This is a genomic window from Acinetobacter genomosp. 33YU, from assembly GCF_001990725.1.
Classification (GTDB): Bacteria; Pseudomonadota; Gammaproteobacteria; order Pseudomonadales; family Moraxellaceae; genus Acinetobacter; species Acinetobacter seifertii.
The window spans coordinates 131,684-154,925 of the sequence record NZ_LFZQ01000008.1 but is presented as its reverse complement, the minus strand read 5'-3'; the positions used below and the strand labels follow the sequence as shown (position 1 = coordinate 154,925).

The following is a 23,242-nucleotide window of genomic DNA, read 5'->3' as shown; positions in this document are numbered from 1 at the left end:
TCTAACCACCCTGTACTGTCTTTAAACAACCATCATCTAGTTCAACATGACGCTGGCAAAGCCCAGCTAAATCGCGGTCATGTGTAACCAAAATAAGTGTAGTGCCAAGCTCTTTATTTAAATCAAAAAGGAGACCTTCAACTTCTTGAGCTGTTTGCCCATCTAAGTTCCCAGTTGGCTCATCGGCAAAAATAATTTGTGGTTCGGCAATCAGAGCCCGAGCAATTGCTACACGCTGCTGCTCACCTCCAGATAAGACTTTAGGCGTTTGTTCGGCTTGTCGACTCAACCCTACTCTATGCAACCAGTTTAAGGCTTTTTGCTCAGCAATTTTATAATCAAAGTCTTTACGCAACCGAAGCGGTAACATCACGTTTTCAAGCGCACTTAGTTGCGGTAAAAGTTGGAAAGACTGAAATACAAAACCAATATGTTGCATTCTAATCTGAGCGCGTTGTTCCTCTGTTAACTCATGAACAGCCTGTCCACATAACCACACCTCTCCTTCCGACGGTTGGTCTAAAGTCGCTAAAATACCCAACAAAGTCGATTTACCTGAGCCAGAACGTCCAGTAATTGCTACCTGCTCACCTTCATAAATCTCTAAATCAATGTTTTTTAAAATCGTAAACTGATTTTGGTTAATCTGAATAGTTTGTGTAACTTTATGGGCAGCAATAATAGGTTGTGGCATGATGTGGACAGTCCTATATGTTTAGTATTCGAGTTGAAACACAAATGTATAAATCTTATTTGTTTGGTCCTAAAAACCTCTTACTCATCTCATTGAGCATGTTGCCCATGTTGGTCTCGGCAAAAACTATTTTAATTTTAGGAGATAGTATTAGTGCCGGTTATGGAATAGACCCTAAACAAGGTTGGGTACAATTACTACAAAAACGCTTAGACCAACAGTATCCCAAACAACATAAGGTGGTCAATGCAAGCATGAGTGGTGAAACTACAAGTGGCGCTTTAGCGAGATTACCTAAACTTTTACAAACTTATAAACCAGAGGTTGTTGTTATTGAGTTAGGCGGAAATGATGGTTTACGTGGGCAACCCCCACAAATGATTCAACAAAATTTGTCTCAGCTTGTTCAATTAAGCCAAAAACAAAAAGCGCAGGTTATTCTTTTTGGTATGAAAATTCCGCCAAATTATGGAACTGCTTATAGCAAAGCATTCGAGAATAACTATAAAACTGTAAGTCAAAAATATCAGGTGAAACTGCTACCGTTTTTCCTTGATGGCGTCGCTGGTCAAAAACAACTAATGCAAAATGACTTGATTCATCCAAATGCTCAAGCACAAACAAAATTACTTAATTTGGCTTATCCATACATAAAAGGTGCCCTATAGGCACCTTTTAGTTTTAAATTTTTTCAATCTGCTCAGAAGTCAAAAAAAGTAACTTCACCAGTTTCTAACGAATATTCAGCACCAACAACAATCAATTCGCCTTTTGCGATTAGGCTCTCTAATACAGCAGAACCATGACGTAATTGATTGACCGAAGCAAAAACGTTTGAACGTACTGCATGACATGAAAGTTTTTTCAAATCATTCTTCAGATCAGTTTGCATTAAAATTTCAACTGATGGACGAACACGGTTCACAATTGACATTAAGTTAGATGACGGTGGGTGGTCAGGATTCATCAACGTATCAATTGTTGCTTGAATCGCGCCACAATGACTGTGTCCCAATACAATTACAACTGGACAGTCATAACGCTCTGCTGCGAACTCGACGCTACCAACTTGTGAAGGGGCAACCACATTACCAGCAACACGAATTACGAATAAGTCACCAAGACCTTGATCGAATACCATTTCTGCTGGTACACGAGAATCTGAACAACCTAATACAATCGCAAACGGATTTTGGTCCTTTGCCATTTCAGCACGTTCATGGTGCGATAAGGTTTTTGCAAGGGAAGTATTTCCATTTACAAATCGTTGATTACCAGCTTTCAGACGATCTAAAACTTCTTGCGCAGTAGGCATTTTATATTTCCATTGTTTTTTCAAGGTTAGAAATTATTTTAATGTGTCAAAATTTGAATGTCACTGACAAAAAATAAATCCTTTGTTATGAAAAAATTTAAAAATGCCTAATCGATTTTAATCAGCTATTACTGCTCAATTCCCTACTGTTTAGTGAAAAAATAGACATACTTTAGTTCCTAGATTGACTATAATTTTCTTCATTCCAAACGTTTGGCAAATGACTCATTGGCAAAGTTTTTCAATAATTTTTCAAACTCGTTTAAGCTTCAAGGATGAAAACTATGACTAGGCTGTCTGCATCAATTAAAGCCTCCATGAAAAAAACTGCTACTGTATTGACTATAGCTTCTTGTAGCTTATTTTCAGTGATGAGTATTTCTCAAGCACAGGCAGCCGATAATATTGATATCAACTTTCAGACCGTATTACAGCAAGAACGTAGCTGGGCTGGACTGCAAAGCAAAAAATTAAAAGTTGGTGATATCACTTGGTCATATAGTGAAGGTGGTTCTAGCACGAAGCCAACTTTACTGCTCATTCATGGGTTAGGTGGTAGTCGAGATAACTGGAACCGAGTAGCACATTACTTAACTACAAATTATCATGTCATTATTCCTGATTTACCGGGGAGTGGCGAAACAATCGTTGCTCAAGATTTCGATTATTCTGTTCCCAACTTAGCTGAAAAATTACGTCGGTTTGTTGAAGCTGAAAATTTGAAGGGCCCAATCCATATTGCAGGACACTCACTGGGCGGTTCCATAGCCTTGCTGTATGCTGGACAATATCCATTTGAAACTAAGAGTCTATTTTTAGTTGATAGCGGCGGTATTTTCCGTTCTGCCAACACAATTTATCTCAAAGATCCTACCTATCTAAAACAACTTTTAGTCTCTAAAAAAGGTGACTTTAACTATTTGTTAAAACAAACCATGTTTAATCCTCCATTTATTCCTAAAGAGTTCTTACAAGCTCAGGAAAAACTGATGATTAATCAGGGACCACAAACACAAAAACTAGTTGATCAACTGATCGCACTTAATAAAGTCTACACTCCAGGCTCATTTGCAGTGCTTACCAAAACCATTGATGCACCCACACTCATTTTATGGGGCAAACAAGATAAAATTATTAATGTAGAGGTGGCGAGTGAGCTCAAAAGTCTCTTAAAAAATGCACAACCTCCTGTCATTTTAGAAAACGTAGGCCATATGCCAATTTTGGAGGCTGAGCAATTGGTTATTCAACAATATGTACCGTTTTTACTTAAAGTAGAAACAAATCAAGCGTCAAAAACGATTTCTCATTAAATAAAACTTCGGACTTGTGAGACCTTATGTCTACCCAACCAATCATTGAAAAACTTATTGAAGCTCATCTAGATTTTTTAGATGAGCAATTTGCTCAGACTCAAGTCATCCAACAAGAGTTTGAGCAGTTTTATCATTGGTTGGGGAGTCGGCAATTACAACAATTGTGGACTTTTGAACAGATTCAACATCTTATTCAAAAGCAAATTTTAGATACACCAGCTTCTGATTTTCTAATTGAACAGATTGCAGAGCATATTCGCTTTGCACTCATTCATCCTGCAAATGATACAGCAACTATTGAGGATATTATTCCTGTTCTAACGATTGACCGAATTGCACAATACGTTGCAAGTAAAGAACAGCATCGTAAAAAACTCATTAAAACAATTGTAAATAATCCAGCCTTTTCTGCACTGCTCACGCAACTGATTCAGCAAACAATGCATGATTATTTAGATGAATCTATGTCAAAACGCGTACCAGGTGTAGGTCGTTTTATGAAAATGGGCAAATCGGTATTAGAAACCATGACCGATTCTAATCTCGATGACACGATTAACCATTATTTGCAAAAGAATATTTTAAAACTCAGCCAAATGAGTGAACGTGTTTTAAACCAACATTTTGACAATGATAAGCTTTATCACTTTCAAGCTAATATTTGGCATAAAGTTAAAACGATGCCACTTTCTGTTTTAAAAAATTATATAGAAACTGAAGATTTAACCAAAACGGTTGGTTTAGGGCATGAAATTTGGGACCATATTCGTCAAACTGATTATCTAAAACAACAAGTCCATGATGGTATTTATACGTGGTACGCGCGTAACCAAGAACGTAATTTTGACTTATTACTGCGAGACCTAAATATTGAAGAAAGCCTAGTACAACATGAACTTACTCAGTTACTTGTACCCGTATTACAGCAACTCGTTACAACAGGACATTTAAGACGCCGTGCCCGTGTGTACTTAGAAAAGTTTTATTACTCTGAAAAAGCATTAGATATTTTAAATAACAAAGGCGCCTGAAGCGCCTTTGCCATAAGTCTTGTTTAGAAAGAATATTTTAAAGATGCATAATAAGCTCGACCTGGCTCGTTGTAAGTTTGGCTAATTGAGTTACTATCTCTTAAAATTTGTTTATCAAATAGATTACTTACACCAACGCGTGTACTTATATTATCTGAAAATTTATAACCGACGTTAATTCCAGCAATACTATAGCTTTTTACAGTACTTGGCTTAAGTGCAGAATTTGCTCCACCTGAGCCAATCCCCGATTCGAGTCTATTCTCGGCAAACTGGCGTGATTTTTGACGGCCATATTGAGTGAACACAAAATTCACATCTAACTGATCTGTAATGTCATAATCAAAAATTGAGTTAATCGTATAGTTTGGTACTAAAGATAATGGGTTCCCTGTCTGTTTATCTTTCGAGTCCATCATATAAGTAAAGTTGTTAGTCCAGCGGATATCACCGAAGTCTAATCCCAAGCTTCCCTCAAAACCTTGAATTAATGCTTTAGGCGTATTTTCCCAACGTAAGATATTCCACTTGGTATTGGTCACAGCGCCTGTATTTGCATTGGTGCTTGAACCATCCACTGTTCCAACAACATTTGTACCAGCTACAATTTTATCTTTATAGTCATTGCGGAACCAAGTTAAGCTCGCATTCACGATATCCTTTTGGAACTGAATACCAAGCTCTTTGTTTACGGAAGTCTCGGGTTTTAAATCACCATTACCTTGCAACAAGCAACGTGAATCAATATTAGCTGGACAACCATTACCATTTGTACTTAACAAATACCCTTCGGCATTTTGATACATATTCGGTGCTTTATAGGCTTTTGCTACCCCACCTTTTAAAGTGAAATAATCATTGAGTCTTTGAGTAATGTTTAAGCTTGGGCTCCAGTTAGAACCAGATTTGCTGTGATCATCGAAACGTAAACCTAATACCACATCAGTGCTGTCTGTAAATTTTAGGTTATCTTCGATATATGCAGAAGCAATACGTGATTCCATTTTACTGCGATTGCCTTTAGCTAATTGATCGCCATAACCCGAACCACTACTGTCTGTACCCTGATTTGTCGAAATATTATCTTTAAATCTGTCTTCAACCCATTCAGTACCTACTGTTAATACATGCGGTACATAATATTCAAAAGGAATATTGGCTTCACCATTTAATCGAAGCGTTTCTAAGCGTGAAGTGGCTTTGTCATCCAGATTATTAATTTTTCCTTCTGTGCTACCGCCCAAACCTTCAGGAAGGCGCTTATTGTGAGTTTTATCATATTGAGCAACGAGCTTACTTTTACCCCAAGACCAATCCCCTTCATGCGTTAATGCATAGCTATCACGGTACATAGTATTGGTTTCTTTACCGATGAGCTGCGAAAGAATCGTATCCGCTTGGGCATTTGCATTTAACTGAGAATCACCAGAATAAATATTGCCTTGTTTGCTAGAAGAAACATCGAGTAAGACAGTTTGCTGGTCTGTTGCCTGCCAAGCTAAACGGCCTGAAATATCTTTATTTTTAACGCCTTCACGGCCAGCTGCTGTACTACCTATTGATTTATTAATATCGACGTCGTCAGCTTCTGTTTTATTGTAATTACCATATAAACGATAAGACAAAACGTCTTTAATCAATGGCCCACTTACGTTAAAACCAACACGATTTGATGCACCTTCTTTAGAGTCTTCAGGTTGTGAAGTATAAAACTCTACCGAACCATGGGTTTCATTCGTCACTTTTTTAGTAATAATATTGACTACACCACCCGCAGCACCAGAGCCATAACGAGCTGCTGCTGGTCCACGTAAAACTTCGATCGACTCGATTGCTTCTGCTGGTACCCAGTTTGAGTCGCCTCGTGTATCACGCTCTCCTTTCCAACCATAACGAACTGAATTACGAGAGTTAATTGGTTTACCATCCACTAAAATAAGTGTGTTTTCAGGCCCCATTCCACGAATATCAATTTGTCTATTATTACCACGCTGCCCTGTTGCGCTATTACCAGTTAAATTGACACCCGGCATACGACGTACATAGTCAGAAATATCATTACGAACAGGTAGCTTTTCTAAATCTTCTTTGGTAATCACCGACACACCGAGCGATTGCTTCACCTGCTCTTCAGCTGTTACAAAAATTGTTTCCAATTTCACAGGTTCAGCAGGCTTTTCTAATGCTTGTTCTTGCTCGCTTTGTGCAGCATAAGTCATAGACATCATACTTGCCAGTACTGAAACAGAAAGCACTGACTGGATAATACGCTTCGACATAAGTATTCCCAATATATTGATTTATTAAACATCTCTCATTTTCAGTTTCGCATTGTAACAAAGATAAATAAAATTACAAATGATATTAATAATAATTATCATTATTTATATTGAATAATAAAAAAACCTCATATAGAGGCTTTTTTATTTCATTTTTCAAATAATTTTATTTGAAGTAAGCGCCTTCAGCTTGTGTATGGTCTGTTTGGTCAACCACACGTTGAAGCTCAGGAATGTTTTCTTTCAAGGTTGTTTCTACACCTTGTTTTAAAGTCACATCAATTGCAGAACAACCTTGGCAACCACCACCAAATTTTAATACAGCAGTTAAACCATGTTCTGGGTCGTCTTGTACTTCTACCAAACTACAGTTACCGCCATGCCCTGCAAGACCTGGGTTAATTTCTGCTTGAAGAATATAAGTAATACGTTCTTCAATTGAAGCATCTGGTCCTACACGTGGCACTTTTGAATTTGGTGCACGGAAAGTTAACTGACCACCGAAACGGTCTTTGTTGTAATCAATTACAGCGTCTAAAAGATATGGAATAGACGGTGCATCAATGTATGCAGGAAAATCAGGATAGTCCTGTTTATAGTCCGTTGGTACCACTTCTTCTGGTGCGCTATATGCCATACAGCACTCTGCACGTGGTGTACCCGGATGTTCAACAAAAATTCGAACGCCAATTCCCGGAGTATTTTGCTTCGCCAATAATTCGTGCAAATACTCTTGTGCAGATGGTGTAATCAAAAGGTTCGGAATTTCTTCTGCAACAGCAGTGTTGGTGTTCTCAGTCGACATAACAATATTCCTCAAGCTGATGCCTTTATATTAACCGAAGATGAGGTGGATTTAAAAAAAATCAACTAAATTTGTCGGATTTATACACAACAGGGTTTCAACTTAAGTTTTTAATGGCATTATTGAGCCAGTATTGATCATTTTTTAAATATTTCTTATGTTGCATTTGCCATTTAACCATACAGTTACTCTTATTATTATTACGGTCATTATCTCTTTAATTGCTTTTAGCAACCAAAACGTGATGAACCGGCTGATCTTCTGGCCTCCTGCAATGCAACGTGGACAATTTGATCGCTTCATTACACATGGCTTTATTCATGCAGATGGGACACATTTACTGTTCAACATGATTACCCTGTTTTTCTTTGGCAGTATTATTGAGAGTTTTTATCGCCAATATTTTTATGACATGGGCTTTGTGTTGTTCTATTTAGGCGGTTTAATTTTTGCGATTTTACCAAGCTATCTACAACATAAAAATGATGCAAACTGGGCAAGTCTTGGAGCTTCAGGAGCGGTATCTGCTGTTCTATTTGCTTATATTCTGTTTCAGCCATGGAAGCTGATTTTTGTGTTTTTTATTCCTGTACCAGCGATTATTTTTGCGGTTTTATATGTCGCTTATAGCATTTGGGCAGGCAAACGTGGCAATACTCATATTAACCATAGTGCCCATTTATGGGGTGCGGCTTACGGCGTGATTGTAACAATCTTGATTGAACCAAGAGTGGTTCCGCATTTCCTAGATCAACTTACCCGTTTGCCATTTTAAACTGAATATTTTTGAAAAGCCCATTACGGGCTTTTCTTTTTTTCTCATTTATTTATGAATATAAATGCTCAGACATTTTTCTGATTTTCTTTGATCAATTCCTTGTTTTGATTGCAAAAACCATCTGATTAAACTCGTGCACAATTCTTTTAATAATTCAGATGATACAATGAAGTACAAAGCTCTTTTATCTAGTCTTTCAATTGCATTATTTAGCTTATCTTTAGCTGGCTGTAACGATAATAATTCACAAGAAACTGCAGCAACTATATCAAAGCAACCCAATATTCTGTTCATTATGGCCGATGACTTAGGCTATTCAGATTTAGGAGCCTTTGGTGGTGAAATTCATACGCCTAATATTGATAGTCTGGCGCAAGAAGGTCGACTTTTAACGGACTATCATACTGCACCAACTTGTTCCCCTACTCGCTCGCAACTCATTTCTGGTACTGACCATCATCTAGCAGGTATAGGAGCTATGGCTGAGCTTACACCAGACCATTTAAAAGGGCAGCCAGGCTATGAAGGTTATTTAAATGAACGCTCTTTATCGATTGCTCAGGTGCTCAAAGACAATGGTTATCGGACATATATTAGTGGTAAGTGGCATTTAGGGTTAACCCCTGAAACCAATGCACATGCCAAAGGTTTTGATCATTCATTTACCTTATTACAAGGTCTAGACCATCACTTTAAACAAGCTCCAAGTGCCTTTAAACGAAACTCGACCTATACCGAAGATGGACAAATTATTCCTGTTTCAGCATTACCTGATGACTTCTTCTCAACCAACTATTTTACCGACAAATTACTGAGCTACTTAGAGTCAGGCAAAAATAGTGGCAAGCCCTTCTTTGCCTATGCTGCCTATACCGCTCCTCACTGGCCTATACAGGCACCTGCTGAATACCGTGACAAATATCGTGGCGTTTATGATGTTGGCTACGATGCTATTCGTAAAGCACGTATAGCTCGCCAAAAACAGCTTGGAATTATTCCGACAAACTTTGAAGCAGCAGAACCAATTGCAACACAAAATGCACCACAGAAATATGGAAAATGGGATGAGTTAACGGCTGAACAGAAAGCACTTGAAGCACGTAAAATGGAAATCTACGCAGGTATGGTAGAAAATCTTGATGCCAACGTGGGCCGAATTATCCAATATCTAAAACAAAATAATCTTTATGAAAATACTTTAATTTTCTTTGTTTCTGACAATGGCGCAGAAGGTTTTATTCGTGGTGGATATGGTAGTGAATCTGGTTTTGATAACTCTGTAACAAACGTAGGTACGCCTACTTCATACCACTATATTGGACCACGTTGGGCCGAGGTCAGTGCGGCACCTTTCCACTTATGGAAAGATACGGCTGGCGAAGGTGCAACGACTGCACCTGCTATTGTGAAATTACCAAATCAGAAAAAAGCAGAAGCAACCAATCATAGCTTTGCATCTGTACTCGACGTTTTTCCAACCTTATTAGATTATGCCCATATTCAAGTCCCTCAGGGCCAATATAAAGGTCGAACCATTAATACACCGAGCGGTTATTCTTGGAAATCTGTACTTGAAAATAAATCACAAACCATCCGTCCAGCAAATTTCAGCTTTGCCGATGAACTCCATGGTAGTAAATATGCCAAACAAGGCGAATGGAAAATTGCGCTTCAAGGTCGCCCTGAATTAGGCACGAGTACTTGGGAGCTCTATAACATTGCCACTGATCGTGGTGAAAATCACAATGTTGCGCAGCTTTACCCAGCAAAAGTACAAGAGTTGCTCTCGGTTTATCAAAAATACACTGAACAAAATGGCGTACAGGAATATAACGCCAAATGAAATTGAAACTGGTTTTAAGCACTACAATCAGCCTGTTATTCATCACAGGCTGTAGTAAGTCTGAACATAGCTCTGACACAAAAACAGTTTTACCAAAGCAAGCCACCCCATCGGCTGCTTTGGGTTCTATTGAACAATGTAAAAGCTATACAGGCCTTCCTGCAGGTTGGCTTAAAAATACAACGGCTGGAATGTTGTTCATTCCAGATGGGCATTTTAATTTTGGTTCTGAAAAAGCTTATCCTGATGAGCTTAATTTCGGAAAAAAACAGCGCGAAGTTAAAGGTTTCTGGATTGATCAAACTGAGGTCACTGTTGCTCAGTTCTCAAGTTTTGTAAATGCCACTGGTTATATTACCGATGCTGAAAAACAAAAACAGGCTGCTGTTTTTTCACCAAACCCTCATCACCCACAGCAATGGTGGCAACTCAAATCTGGATATACATGGAAGACCCCAAACGGCAAAAATGGCGCACTCCCCAACCCTCATGAACCTGTACGCTACGTGACAAAAAATGATGCTGAGCATTATGCAGTTTGGCTAGGACGCGATTTACCCACAGAACTTGAATGGGAATACGCCGCTAAAGCAAACTCACAGACCGACACGCCTTTACACCAAACACCTACCGATGAGCATCAGCATCCCCAAGCAAATTACTGGCAAGGTGCATTTCCTTTTGAAAATTTGAATCAAGATAATTTTACTGGTATTGCTCCTGTTGGCTGTTTTAAACCTAATGGCTTTAAACTATTCGATATGATTGGAAATGTTTGGGAATGGACATCCTCTCCCTACCAAGGCGCACATGATCAGCATATGGGTAATTATTCTGATTTAAGACAAAAAGAAATGAGCAGTACCCAATATGTCATTAAAGGAGGCTCATTTTTGTGTGCTGAAAATTATTGTTCACGTTATCGCAACAGTAGCCGTTACCCTCAAGATTTTGATTTAGCTGCTACACATGTTGGTTTTAGAACAATTTTACGTACACCTTAACAAGTTAAAACTATTTTGTAGTATTGATATTTCTTAACCAAAAGTAGATCAAAAAACCATCTAATAATTTTTATAGTAGATAGTAAAAGGGAAAATGATAAAAAGTGAGAACAATATGAAAACATTACTAGTTTGTGCAGCTGCAATTTTCACACTATCACTATCTGCTTGTGCAGTTTATACCCCAGCTGGCAGTGTTGTGGTCGATCCAGATTCACCACATTACGGACATCCAGGAGACTTCTGTCCACCAGGACAAGCTAAGAAAGGCCGTTGCTAAAGATTTAGGTAGACTGTAACGAATTGACCTTGCCCTTTAGCAAGATGACTTACAGCTCACGTGAAGGGTTTCACCCAAAATTAGATGGGGCGAAACTAGAAAATTATGATGCAAAAAAATCACCATATCCCCAAGATTTTTAAAAGACAATCTTACGTTGTCTTCCATCTAGTTTCACCCCAATTCTTTCTTATTCCGTTTCACTAGTCTTATCGTTTAATAAAAAAGTCTAGTTTTTTAATCATCATCGTATCTTTTTTATTGATACATTTTGAACATTTTATCTTCAGTTTAGACCTGATGAATTCGCTCTATACAAAATAATCATTTATGTAACGTAAGTCCATAAAAATGTTCTAGAAATGTGAAAAAAAATGAGGTAAAAATGAGATCGAATTATCATAAAAATTCACTCAAACCACCTCTATCACATAAATAATTTAATTTTCATTTTGTCAGTTATTGCCACTCGTTTCTTTACGTTGGCATAGATAATGTATACACCTGTATATTAATGATACCGTACAAGTGAGATATTTTATGTCCAGTCAGAGTCAAGTAGAAGGTCTACAATTTCCAATACACGCTTCAACAAAAAAGCAAAGTACTTCTCGCACAGGCCAAGAGATTTTGTCAGAAGCTTTATCTATTGTAGATAATAAAACTGCTCAACAGATTTTGACTGAAAAAAACTGGCGGAAAAATTATCCAACATACTTTAAATCGCTTGTTCAGCATGGACTTTCTAATAACAACAATCCAATCACCATTGCAAAACAAGGGTTACATAAGGCACACCATCTTTTTGATTTTTTTAGAGATGGCAAACATTACCTTTTAAAAGATGCTCTTCGCATTCCTGCATCTGCACCTTTAAATACAGTAAAGTTCAAAGGCGAAAGTGAATCGGCACCGGAATGGTATGTTCCATATAAAGGTCAGAAACTCAGTGGACAAAGTCTCCTTGACCAAATTCAAAAATGGGAAAATGAAGGAATTATTGAACCAAGCCATGCAAACGCATTACGTGAAGCTATCGCACATCCTGAATGGTTTGATTTATCAGACCGTACTATGGTGTTGTTTGGTGCAGCATCAGAAGCTGGCCCCTTACCTTGGCTGGCAAAATGGAAAGCTAATATTATTGCAATAGACTTACCAAATTCACGAGTGTGGGGCAAAATCTTAAATACGATTAAAAATGGAAATGCAACGCTTATTGCACCAACGATTGAATCAGTTGACTCGTCAGCAAAAGCCTCTGAGTTAAGAGATAAATTAGGTGCCAATTTACTGACTCAACTTCCAGAAATTGCACAGTGGTTAGTTCAATTTCCACAAAAGTTAGATTTAGCTGCTATTGCGTATTTAGACGGTGAAAAACATGTCCGTGTTTCAATGGCAATGGACAGCATTATGCAATATGTGAGTGAACATAAATCAGATACCAGCTTAATGTTTATGTGTACTCCAACCGATGTTTACGCAGTACCTCAAGAAGTTGCAGAAGCAGCTCAAGAGAAATTTAAATCGCGTTCACAACTACAGAAAATGGCTGCGAAAGGGGTTTCTGCTCTTTCACTTAAACGTTTTTTCCAAGCGCCTTATCAAGATTTAATTACCAGTGAGAATGGTAAAACTTATGGCATTGCAGACTGCTTAGTAGTTGAACAAGGACCAAACTATGCTTTGGCAAAACGCATTCAACAATGGCGTGCAACACTTGCTCGTCATCAAGGCCAACGTGTAAGTATTAATATTGCTCCGTCTACCACAACTCACTCGGTGACCAAAAACCCACTACTTAAAGCAGCATTTAATGGTGCTGAACTTTTTGATGTTGAAGCATTCAGCCCTGAAACGACCAATGCGATTATGGCAGCGCTATGGATTCATGACTTAAGGAGTGAGTACTCTGTAGCAAACCCAGAAACTGTACTTGATCATCCTCTAGAATTAATGATGGAAGGTGCCAATCACGGTGGTCTATGGCGTGTGGCTTATTTAGCCCGAACAGCTCTCCCTTTTGCTGCTATTTACGGTTTTGCAGCAGAGAAACTTCCTTTTAAGAAATTCTCTAAAAAATAATGAAATTAAAAGCCCAATTTTCGAATTGGGCCTTTTTTGATCTAATTATTTGTTTTGACTATGTGTCAAATATTTATGCATTTCATCCGGTGGCACCATACCGCCACCAGTTGCCCAGACGACATGTGTCGCCTGATTTAACTTCTCTGCTGACAATTGATGCAAAGCTAAATAATCAGGAGTAGTTTGCACATAATATGATCCCATCATGCCAGCCGCTGCTGAAGGCTCAACTTGAATATTTTCCGTTTGATTTAAAAGTGCAATCAGCTCATATAAACGTTCATCATGAATCGTGTAGTAACCATCAATTAACTGTTCCATAGCTCGCCCTACGAATCCAGAAGCACGACCAACAGCTAACCCATCTGCAGCAGTAATGTTATCTAAACCAATATCATTTACTGAAATCTCATCGTGCAGTCCTGTATGCACACCCAATAACATACAAGGTGAATGCGTGGGTTCTGCAAAGATACAATGTACATGCTCACCAAAAGCAAGTTTAAGCCCAAAACTCACGCCACCGGGACCACCACCTACGCCACAAGGTAAATAAACAAATAATGGATGTTCAGCATCGACTTTAATCTGCTTTTGCTCACACTGCTGTTTTAAACGTACTCCCGCAACGGCATAACCTAAAAATAATGTTGTTGAATTTTCATCGTCAATAAAAAAGCAATTTGGATCTTGTTCTGCAGCTTTACGTCCCTGCTCTACAGCAACCCCATAATCACTGTCATATTCAACCACGTTAACGCCCAATGAACGCAATTTATCCTTTTTCCATTGCCTTGCGTCGGCAGACATATGCACTGTCACTCTAAAGCCGAGCTTCGCACTCATAATACCAATAGATAAACCAAGATTACCTGTAGAGCCTACTGCAATTTGATATTTGGAAAAAAATGTCCGAAATGCATCTTGGTCGAGTTTACTGTAATCGTCTTCTAACGTGAGAAGCCCTGCCTCAATTGCTAGTTTTTCAGCATGAGCCAAGACTTCATAAATACCACCACGTGCTTTAATTGAACCTGAAATCGGTAAATGACTATCTTTTTTAAGCCAAAGGCTGCCTGTAAGTTCCTTTTGCTCTTTTACAGATAGGGCGTGTTGCATATTTGCAATTTCAACTAACTCGGACTCAATTTTTCCGTGTTGCGTTTGAGTTTCAGGAAAGACTTTTGCCAAGTAAGGAGCAAAACGGTCTAGCCTAGCCTCGGCGTCTTTTACATCTTGCTCGCTAAGACCAACTTTCGCGAGTGCATCTTTTAAAGGATAACGATTCGGGTTAAACCAAAATGTTTCTTGGTAATCTTGTAATGTTTGAATGAGTGGGAATTGTTGTTTTAGCTGATCAAGTTGAACCGTTTTCATCCTATATCCTTTCATCAATTTTTTGAGCTAGTCACACAGCAATAAGTATTTGCAATAATCATTCATTCTTTACTGAATTTATCTGAAAAAAGCGATCTTTTTTTAAATATGCCAATAAAAAAGCCACTAATCATAGTGGCTTTTTAGATTTAAACAGACAACTTAAATGAACTTTAAGAACAACCAATATAAACCACCAGACAAACAGATGGTCGCAGGTAAAGTAAATATCCAAGCTGATAAGATTGTTTTAACAGTATTAAAGTTTAGACCAGATTTATTTGCAACCATGGTACCCGCAACAGCACTGTTTAAAACATGTGTAGTTGAAACTGGCATACCTAAACCATCTGCTGCTGCAATTGTACTCATTGCAATAAGCTCAGCAGACATACCTTGACCATAAGTCATATGGTTCTTACCAATACGCTCACCTACAGTTACCACAATGCGTTTCCAACCGACCATAGTGCCAAGACCAAGTGCTAATGCAACGGCAACTTTCACCCAGTTTGGAATGTACTGTAAGAATGAATCCAAGCTACCACGATAATCTTTCACAAGCTTTTTCTGTGAATCATCCATTTTTGGTAAAGCATCTGCTTTGTCCAAACGTTTAAACGTGGTTGTGCTTAAATACATGTCATTACGAATTTCACTAATCGCAGCTTCAGGAATATCCTTTAAGTCGCGATAACTAGAAACACGAGCACCTAAGTGGTCAGTCATACTTGCCAATGCAGGTACAACTTCAGGTGTTTGTTGCTTAGTTTGAATATATTTAGTTAAAACTTCACGCGCTTTTTCATCAGTCAATTCTTGCTGATTATGGTTTAACAAAACAGCAGTTTGAGAAGAAAGCTGGTGGAATGATTGAACCTGTTGTGTATCGAGGTTTTTATTGATTGAATAAGCTAATGGTACTAAACCAACCAAAATGAGCATGATGAGTCCCATACCTTTTTGGCCGTCATTTGAACCGTGTGCAAAACTTACACCTGTACAGGTAAAGATTAAAATTGCACGAATGATTGCTGGTGGTGGCTTATTACCTTCAGGTGGCTGAAATAATTCTAATTGGCGCTTAAAAATAGTTTTAACCAACAAGAATAAGATTGCTGCAAAAGCAAAACCAATTAAAGGTGAAAATAATAATGCCTTACCTACTTTAATCACCTGATCCATATCTACACCACTAGTCGTTACGCCAGTCGATGCACTCAATAGATGGTTCATAATACCCACGCCCAAGATTGAACCAATCAAGGTGTGAGAGCTAGAAGCTGGGATTCCTAAGAACCAAGTACCAAGGTTCCAAAGAATTGCAGCGATTAACAATGCAAAAACCATTGCAAAGCCAGCACCGCTACCCATATTCATGATAAGTTCAACAGGAAGCAATGCAATGATGCCATAAGCAACAGCACCACTTGCGACCATTACCCCAAGGAAATTACAAAAACCAGCCCACATGACTGCAACTGGTGCCGGCAATGCATTTGTATAAATGACCGTTGCAACTGCATTGGCAGTGTCGTGGAAACCATTTACAAATTCAAAGCCCAATGCAATGAAAAGCGCAGTAGATAAAAGAATAACCGAATAAAGGCTCAAAGGTGGAACATGCGCTAAATCAGCACTAACCTGAAACCCAATATAAATAAGTGTTGCAACAATAATCGTCAGAAACACCGGCATAAAAAATTTCGGTGTTGGGACGTGTACATTCGTCGATTTTGCTTGCAGGTTTGCCGCAAGTTTTGAATCCGAAACAGGGGGTAGATTAGAATTCATGCAGACGGTAAGAGGATAATAAAATCCTCTGTATTCTTAAATTAAATTATGACAATTATATGACAAAGAGCCGCCTGATGAAGTCAATTTTTTATATTTTGACCTCATTTGATGCACCTTTCCTCGCTATTTTTTATTTTTCTATTAAAATACAATAAGTTAAATCATTATTTATGAGCTCCTTTTGTGCTTATTTTTACAGCAAAAAAATAAATAAAATGACCCACATGTTTATTTTTCATACAAAGCAACTGTAATATTTCGGCATATTGGGCATGAAATATTTCAATATCATGATCATTTGATGAATATTTCATGAAAATTCTTTTGTTTTTGTCATAAAACCGGCTCTTTTTTCTAATTTTTACTCATCGACTCGTGACCTTCGTAGGTCATCATTTGTGCTGCTATTCTGTTACAATAGCGCCGCATTTTTAAATTCATATAAAAGATCGGGGTTTTCTATGTCTACGCTTGCCACCCTAAAAGCGCTTCTTGCTAAACGCATTCTGATTATTGATGGCGCCATGGGAACGATGATCCAGCGCCATAAGTTAGAAGAAGCCGACTACCGTGGTGAGCGTTTTGCCGATTGGGCACATGACTTAAAAGGCAACAACGACCTTTTAGTTTTGACACAACCTCAAATCATTCAAGGCATTCATGAAGCTTATCTTGATGCTGGTGCAGATATTATTGAAACCAATAGCTTTAACGGTACGCGTGTTTCAATGTCTGACTACCACATGGAAGATCTTGTTCCAGAGATTAACCGTGAAGCAGCACGTTTAGCCAAAGCAGCTTGTGAAAAGTATTCAACTCCAGACAAGCCGCGTTTTGTAGCAGGTGTACTTGGGCCAACTTCGCGTACTTGTTCAATTTCACCAAATGTAAATGACCCTGCTTTTCGTAACATTACCTTTGATGAACTAAAAGAAAACTATATTGAAGCGACTCATGCGCTGATTGAAGGCGGTGCAGATATCATTCTGATTGAAACCGTATTTGATACCTTAAACTGTAAAGCTGCGATTTTTGCGGTAAAAGAAGTCTTTAAACAAATTGGTCATGAATTACCAATCATGATTTCAGGGACCATTACCGATGCATCGGGACGTACCTTAACAGGTCAAACTGCCGAAGCGTTCTGGAACTCTGTACGTCATGGTGACTTACTATCGATTGGTTTTAACTGTGCGCTTGGTGCAGATGCAATGCGTCCTCACGTAAAAACCATTTCCGATGTCGCAGATACGTTTGTTTCAGCGCACCCAAATGCAGGCTTACCAAACGCTTTTGGTGAATATGATGAAACACCAGAACAAACTGCTGCATTCTTAAAAGAATTTGCAGAAAGCGGCTTAATTAATATTACTGGTGGTTGCTGTGGTACCACACCTGATCATATTCGCGCCATTGCCAATGCAGTAAAAGACATTGCACCTCGCCAAGTACCTGAAACTGTTCCTGCTTGTCGTTTGAGTGGTTTAGAGCCATTTAATATTTATGATGACTCACTTTTCGTGAACGTTGGTGAACGTACTAACGTTACAGGTTCGAAAAAATTCTTACGCCTCATTCGTGAAGAAAACTTTGCCGAAGCTTTAGAGGTTGCACAGCAGCAAGTTGAAGCTGGCGCACAAATTATTGACATTAACATGGATGAAGGGATGCTCGATTCGCAAAATGCGATGGTGCATTTCTTAAACCTTGTAGCTTCTGAACCAGATATTTCACGTGTGCCGATCATGATTGACTCATCAAAATGGGAAATCATTGAAGCTGGCTTAAAATGCGTGCAAGGTAAACCCGTTGTTAACTCGATTTCATTAAAAGAAGGTTATGACGAGTTTGTCGAAAAAGCTCGCCTGTGCCGTCAATATGGTGCTGCCATTATTGTGATGGCCTTTGATGAAACAGGTCAGGCCGACACTGCTGAACGTAAACGTGAAATCTGTAAACGTTCATATGATGTTTTGGTTAATGATGTCGGCTTCCCTGCTGAAGATATTATTTTTGACCCGAACGTATTTGCTGTAGCAACAGGTATTGAAGAACACAACAACTATGGCGTCGATTTCATTGAGGCCACAGGTTGGATTAAACAAAACTTACCACATGCCATGATTTCTGGTGGTGTGTCGAACGTTTCATTCTCGTTCCGCGGTAACGAGCCTGTTCGTGAAGCCATTCACTCTGTGTTCTTGTACCATGCCATCAAGCAAGGCATGACCATGGGTATTGTGAATGCCGGTCAAATGGCCATTTATGATGATATTCCAGCCGAGCTAAAAGAAGCAGTTGAAGATGTCATCTTAAACCAAAACCAAGGTGAATCTGGTCAAGCTGCGACTGAGAAACTACTTGAAGTCGCTGAAAAATACCGCGGACAAGGCGGTGCTGCCAAAGAAGCCGAGAACCTTGAATGGCGTAATGAGTCAGTCGAAAAACGTCTTGAATATGCGTTGGTTAAAGGTATTACCACTTACATTGATCAAGATACAGAAGAAGCTCGCCTCAAAGCAAAACGTCCTTTAGATGTAATCGAAGGCGCTTTGATGGATGGTATGAACGTGGTTGGTGACTTGTTCGGTTCGGGCAAAATGTTCTTACCGCAAGTTGTGAAATCTGCACGTGTTATGAAGCAAGCTGTGGCTTGGCTCAACCCGTACATTGAAGCTGAAAAAACAGGCAGCCAATCTAAAGGTAAAGTCCTCATGGCAACTGTTAAGGGCGACGTACACGATATTGGTAAGAATATTGTTGGCGTAGTACTTGGCTGTAATGGTTACGACATTGTTGACCTTGGCGTGATGGTACCTTGCGAGAAAATCTTGCAAACTGCAATTGATGAAAAATGTGACATCATTGGTTTGTCTGGTCTGATTACTCCATCTTTAGATGAGATGGTATTTGTTGCGAAAGAAATGCAACGTAAGGGTTTTAACATTCCGTTATTGATTGGTGGCGCGACTACTTCTAAAGCACACACAGCAGTAAAAATTGACCCTCAGTATCAAAACGATGCAGTGATTTATGTTGCAGATGCTTCACGTGCTGTAGGTGTTGCAACCACTCTCCTTTCAAAAGAAATGCGTGGAAACTTTATTGCAGAGCATCGTGCTGAATATGCCAAGATCCGTGAACGTTTAGCCAACAAACAGCCAAAAGCAGCTAAGTTGACTTATGCCGAGTCAGTTGAGAATGGCTTTAAAATTGACGAAAGCTATGTACCACCAAAACCAAAACTTTTAGGAACACAGGTTCTTACCAACTACCCGCTTGCTACACTCGTAGATTATTTTGACTGGACACCATTCTTCATTTCTTGGAGCTTGGCAGGTAAATTCCCGAAAATTTTAGAAGATGAAGTGGTGGGTGAAGCGGCAACTGACTTGTACAACCAAGCTCAAGCAATGTTGAAAGATATTATCGACAACAACCGTTTTGATGCTCGTGCTGTATTTGGTATGTTCCCAGCACAGCGCACTGACGCAGACACCGTCAGCGTATTTGATGAAACTGGTCAAAATGTTACACATACTTTTGAGCACTTACGTCAGCAATCTGACAAGGTGACAGGTAAACCAAACTTGTCTTTGGCAGATTACATTCGTAAGGACCGTGAGCAACAAGACTACTTAGGCGGATTCACTGTATCTATTTTTGGTGCAGAAGAATTGGCAAATGAGTACAAAGCCAAAGGTGATGATTACTCTGCAATTTTAGTGCAGTCATTGGCTGACCGTTTTGCCGAAGCCTTTGCCGAACACTTACATGAACGTATTCGTAAAGAGTTCTGGGGCTATAAAGCGGATGAACAGCTCAGCAATGAAGAACTGATTAAAGAGAAATACGTCGGTATTCGCCCTGCACCGGGCTACCCTGCTTGCCCTGAGCACTCTGAAAAAGCAGTGTTGTTTGACTGGTTAGGCTCTACCGACAAAATCGGTACTAAACTGACTGAACACTTTGCAATGATGCCGCCATCTTCGGTAAGTGGTTTCTATTATTCACATCCACAAAGCGAATACTTTAACGTGGGCAAGATCTCTCAAGACCAACTTGAAGACTATGCAAAACGTAAAGGTTGGACACTAGATGAAGCGAAGCGTTGGTTAGCGCCGAATTTAGATGATTCAGTAATATAACCACAATCAGACTCGGATTAGCTGATTTAATCCGAGTCTACATTTAACTCTTGTCTGAATAAGCGACTGATTTCAAACTTTTTCAGAGCATCAAGATTTTTATAAAATATTAAAAAATCTCTATTATAAGATAACCTTCCATTTTGAATATTTAAATTTTTTATCTGATCATTATTTTTCAAAAAACTAATTAATGGAATACTTAATCCTATTTTTATATATTCAATATTCTCTCTAACTTCAGTCCCATACATAAAATTATTATATTCACTCTCACTAACCACACCAATCTGATGAAGAACATTTACAAAATTAGAAAATGTAAAACTAATGAAATCAGTTTCATTTTTTATTTTTATTATTGCAATATTTACGAGCTCTTTATAACTTTTTAATGAAAGATCAATATAAGACTTCCTACCATTTTCATTTCTACCTGAAATTTCACCAAATCCTTCACCAATATAGAAAAAATGATAGATATAAGAGTCATTTCGCTTAAGATAGTTAAAATACCCAACCATAGAATTAATTTGTGCTTTTAAGGACAAAGAGTGAGAATTTACAATAAAATTCTTATAAAAATCTCTGACTTTAGATCTATTGAATCGTAAAAGATTACCCATACGTAGCTGTAGGTAGTAATCCATATCTTTAATGAAAAAGAAGTAAACTTTATCAACCAAATCTAAATCTAACCAATCATTAGAATCTAATTTACTTTGTAATATCTCGAAAACTTCATTAAAAGAACTATAACAACTATGAATATTATTCTCCAACAACATCCTTAAGAAGAAGCTTTCCTCATTATCTTCATTAACTATTAAAAAATCTTCTATATCCTTAACTTTTACAAATCCTAATTCTTCCAAATCCTCTAATAAACCACCACTAGAAGTATCAAATGAATTCTCTTCCGATAATCCTTTTAATAAAATAGGGTTTTTGACTTCATCTTCAAAAACATAATTTCTTAGCAGTTTCATTTTATTATACATTCTAGAATTTTTACCACTGAAATATTGATCATTTAAAAAATGAATTCTTGGACTAAGTTTATCCAAATTATAATTTTGTTCACTAAAAATATCATTCAACCGATTTACCCTTCCAATCAAGTTATTAAGCTCTTTTAGTTTCATTTTATAAGTATTTGCAATAAACAAAGTATCAATTGGAAAATTAACCCCCTCCAATACCACTGAATTAGCAACTAAATAGACTATATTCTTATCTGTTTTAAATTTATACTCTAAAAAATCCTTAATAAAATCTGGCAATCGCCCATGTAAATAAATTAACCCTTTTCTTAAGTAATCTACACAATAAAACTCTTCATGCACATTTTCCGCAATAAGATTTGCAAGCTCATTCAACTCTGAATTAGACCTCAATGATTCACTTAAAAATCTAGAAAACTCTTCAACCTTCCTAGGTGACCTAAGATAGATAAAATTCTTAAGTTCAGAGTTTTTTAAGATATAATCTTGAATATTATCATTCTCAGAAACCTTATATAATTCATCAAAATATCTATTATATTTATATGAACTACCATTATCTAAATACTCATAAAGATCAGGGTCTTTAATATTAAATTTTATTTTTCTTTCAAATATTAATTGACTCTCCTCTACTTTCAAATTATCTGAATCATTAATTAATGGTGATAAATAATAATGTTTAGAATCTTTAAATCGACGTCTATTCCTTCTAATCAATCTAGTTAATAATATTGCTCTACTATCACTCTCAAAAATATTGTGAGCTTCATCAATTATCAAACAATCAAAGTAAAATGAATTAAATTTAGAAAAAATTCTTAGAGCTCTTTCTTGGGTTAAAACAAAAATATTACTAGTTCCACCATCAAACATATCATCATGAAAAATAATCTTCCTATCTAAAAAAACACTTCTAAGATCACTTAAATTCTGCGAAACAAGTGACTTACTTGGCACTATTAATGCAATGTTTTTATCTGAATACCTTTTTATAATATCTTTTACTAATGAGCTTTTTCCATATGATGTTGGAGCAATATATGAATTATCTAAATTTTCACTCATTAAAATATCAAATCTGCTACTCCTTTGATGATGCATTTCAACAATATTTCCATTTTTATATTCATCAATTTGTACATCTTTAATGACTGTTTCAAGTGAAGGTGAAGGTAATAATTGATTTTTAAAGATAAATCTAGAAATTGGATATAGCCCCAAATTAACACTTAAATCATATAAAGGCTGATAATAATTATTGACTTGTGATAATTTTAATAAAATAAAGTATGAAAAACTCAAATATGAGAATTTATTTTTATTTCCCTCATATTCCTCGATAAGAACCACGACAACTGATAATATAAAATTTATTTCATCTTGCTCCAACACCATATCTAGAACAAGTTTTTCTACAATTGATCTAAAACCATCAATACTACTCAGACGTTTAATTTCAGAAATATCGCTCATTTAA

General features: G+C 37.6%; 16 protein-coding genes. 9 read left to right on the top strand and 7 right to left on the bottom strand.

What is annotated here, in order from left to right; genetic code table 11:
• Position 1: 1 nt before the first annotated feature.
• A complete protein-coding gene (locus AC056_RS10010; RefSeq protein ID WP_004703117.1) occupies positions 2-694 on the bottom strand; it encodes an ABC transporter ATP-binding protein in 693 nt (230 codons plus the stop codon).
• Between the two features lie 44 nt (positions 695-738).
• Between AC056_RS10010 and AC056_RS10005 the strand changes: the two genes are divergently transcribed.
• Positions 739-1,362: an arylesterase gene (locus tag AC056_RS10005; RefSeq protein ID WP_077163562.1), complete on the top strand. Its 624-nt coding sequence runs from the start codon at positions 739-741 to the stop codon at positions 1,360-1,362.
• A 32-nt stretch (positions 1,363-1,394) separates the two neighbouring features.
• On the opposite strand, the gene AC056_RS10000 is transcribed toward AC056_RS10005, so the two are convergent.
• Positions 1,395-2,009, bottom strand: a complete 615-nt coding sequence (locus tag AC056_RS10000) for a carbonic anhydrase (RefSeq protein ID WP_019456843.1) — start codon at positions 2,007-2,009, stop codon at positions 1,395-1,397.
• Between the two features lie 284 nt (positions 2,010-2,293).
• Between AC056_RS10000 and AC056_RS09995 the strand changes: the two genes are divergently transcribed.
• Together AC056_RS09995 and AC056_RS09990 are read left to right on the top strand one after the other, a co-directional pair.
• Positions 2,294-3,322 carry an alpha/beta fold hydrolase gene (locus AC056_RS09995; RefSeq protein WP_077163540.1) on the top strand — a complete coding sequence of 343 codons (1,029 nt, stop codon included), beginning with the start codon at positions 2,294-2,296 and terminating at the stop codon, positions 3,320-3,322.
• A 26-nt stretch (positions 3,323-3,348) separates the two neighbouring features.
• Entirely contained in the window at positions 3,349-4,356 is a 1,008-nt protein-coding gene (locus AC056_RS09990; protein ID WP_077163539.1) for a hypothetical protein, read from the top strand.
• Positions 4,357-4,379: 23 nt separating this feature from the next.
• Here the strand turns inward: AC056_RS09990 and AC056_RS09985 are convergent, their stop codons facing one another.
• Positions 4,380-6,635 carry a TonB-dependent siderophore receptor gene (locus tag AC056_RS09985; RefSeq protein ID WP_077163538.1) on the bottom strand — a complete coding sequence of 752 codons (2,256 nt, stop codon included), beginning with the start codon at positions 6,633-6,635 and terminating at the stop codon, positions 4,380-4,382.
• Between the two features lie 166 nt (positions 6,636-6,801).
• The gene (gene nfuA, locus AC056_RS09980) at positions 6,802-7,440 is read right to left on the bottom strand and encodes a Fe-S biogenesis protein NfuA (protein WP_004703125.1); all 639 of its coding nucleotides are present in this window, start codon (positions 7,438-7,440) and stop codon (positions 6,802-6,804) included.
• Between the two features lie 157 nt (positions 7,441-7,597).
• On the opposite strand from nfuA, the gene AC056_RS09975 reads away from it, so the two are divergent.
• The 5 genes from AC056_RS09975 (at position 7,598) to AC056_RS09955 (ending at position 13,433) form a co-directional block, all read left to right on the top strand.
• Positions 7,598-8,215, top strand: a complete 618-nt coding sequence (locus AC056_RS09975; RefSeq protein ID WP_039253347.1) for a rhomboid family intramembrane serine protease — start codon at positions 7,598-7,600, stop codon at positions 8,213-8,215.
• Positions 8,216-8,384: 169 nt separating this feature from the next.
• Positions 8,385-10,061 (top strand): arylsulfatase, encoded by a 1,677-nt coding sequence (locus AC056_RS09970; RefSeq protein WP_077163537.1) that lies wholly within the window; start codon positions 8,385-8,387, stop codon positions 10,059-10,061.
• A complete protein-coding gene (locus AC056_RS09965) occupies positions 10,058-11,065 on the top strand; it encodes a formylglycine-generating enzyme family protein (RefSeq protein ID WP_213033485.1) in 1,008 nt (335 codons plus the stop codon). The genes AC056_RS09970 and AC056_RS09965 overlap by 4 nt, the downstream gene beginning before the upstream one ends.
• A 115-nt stretch (positions 11,066-11,180) precedes the next feature.
• The gene (locus AC056_RS09960; protein WP_077163536.1) at positions 11,181-11,345 is read left to right on the top strand and encodes a hypothetical protein; all 165 of its coding nucleotides are present in this window, start codon (positions 11,181-11,183) and stop codon (positions 11,343-11,345) included.
• 540 nt (positions 11,346-11,885) lie between these two features.
• Positions 11,886-13,433 carry a hypothetical protein gene (locus AC056_RS09955; RefSeq protein ID WP_077163535.1) on the top strand — a complete coding sequence of 516 codons (1,548 nt, stop codon included), beginning with the start codon at positions 11,886-11,888 and terminating at the stop codon, positions 13,431-13,433.
• Between the two features lie 45 nt (positions 13,434-13,478).
• On the opposite strand, the gene AC056_RS09950 is transcribed toward AC056_RS09955, so the two are convergent.
• Both AC056_RS09950 and AC056_RS09945 read right to left on the bottom strand, forming a co-directional pair.
• The gene (locus tag AC056_RS09950; RefSeq protein ID WP_077163534.1) at positions 13,479-14,813 is read right to left on the bottom strand and encodes a D-serine ammonia-lyase; all 1,335 of its coding nucleotides are present in this window, start codon (positions 14,811-14,813) and stop codon (positions 13,479-13,481) included.
• Between the two features lie 162 nt (positions 14,814-14,975).
• Positions 14,976-16,607, bottom strand: coding sequence for an inorganic phosphate transporter (locus AC056_RS09945; RefSeq protein ID WP_004703132.1), 1,632 nt, complete (start codon positions 16,605-16,607; stop codon positions 14,976-14,978).
• A 464-nt stretch (positions 16,608-17,071) separates the two neighbouring features.
• Between AC056_RS09945 and metH the strand changes: the two genes are divergently transcribed.
• On the top strand, positions 17,072-20,758 hold the full coding sequence (gene metH / locus AC056_RS09940) for a methionine synthase (RefSeq protein ID WP_077163533.1): 3,687 nt from the start codon (positions 17,072-17,074) through the stop codon (positions 20,756-20,758).
• Positions 20,759-20,784: 26 nt separating this feature from the next.
• Here metH and AC056_RS19345 read toward each other — a convergent pair whose 3' ends face one another.
• Complete coding sequence (locus AC056_RS19345) at positions 20,785-23,238, bottom strand: DEAD/DEAH box helicase family protein (RefSeq protein ID WP_077163532.1); 2,454 nt, start codon at positions 23,236-23,238, stop codon at positions 20,785-20,787.
• Positions 23,239-23,242: the final 4 nt, after the last annotated feature.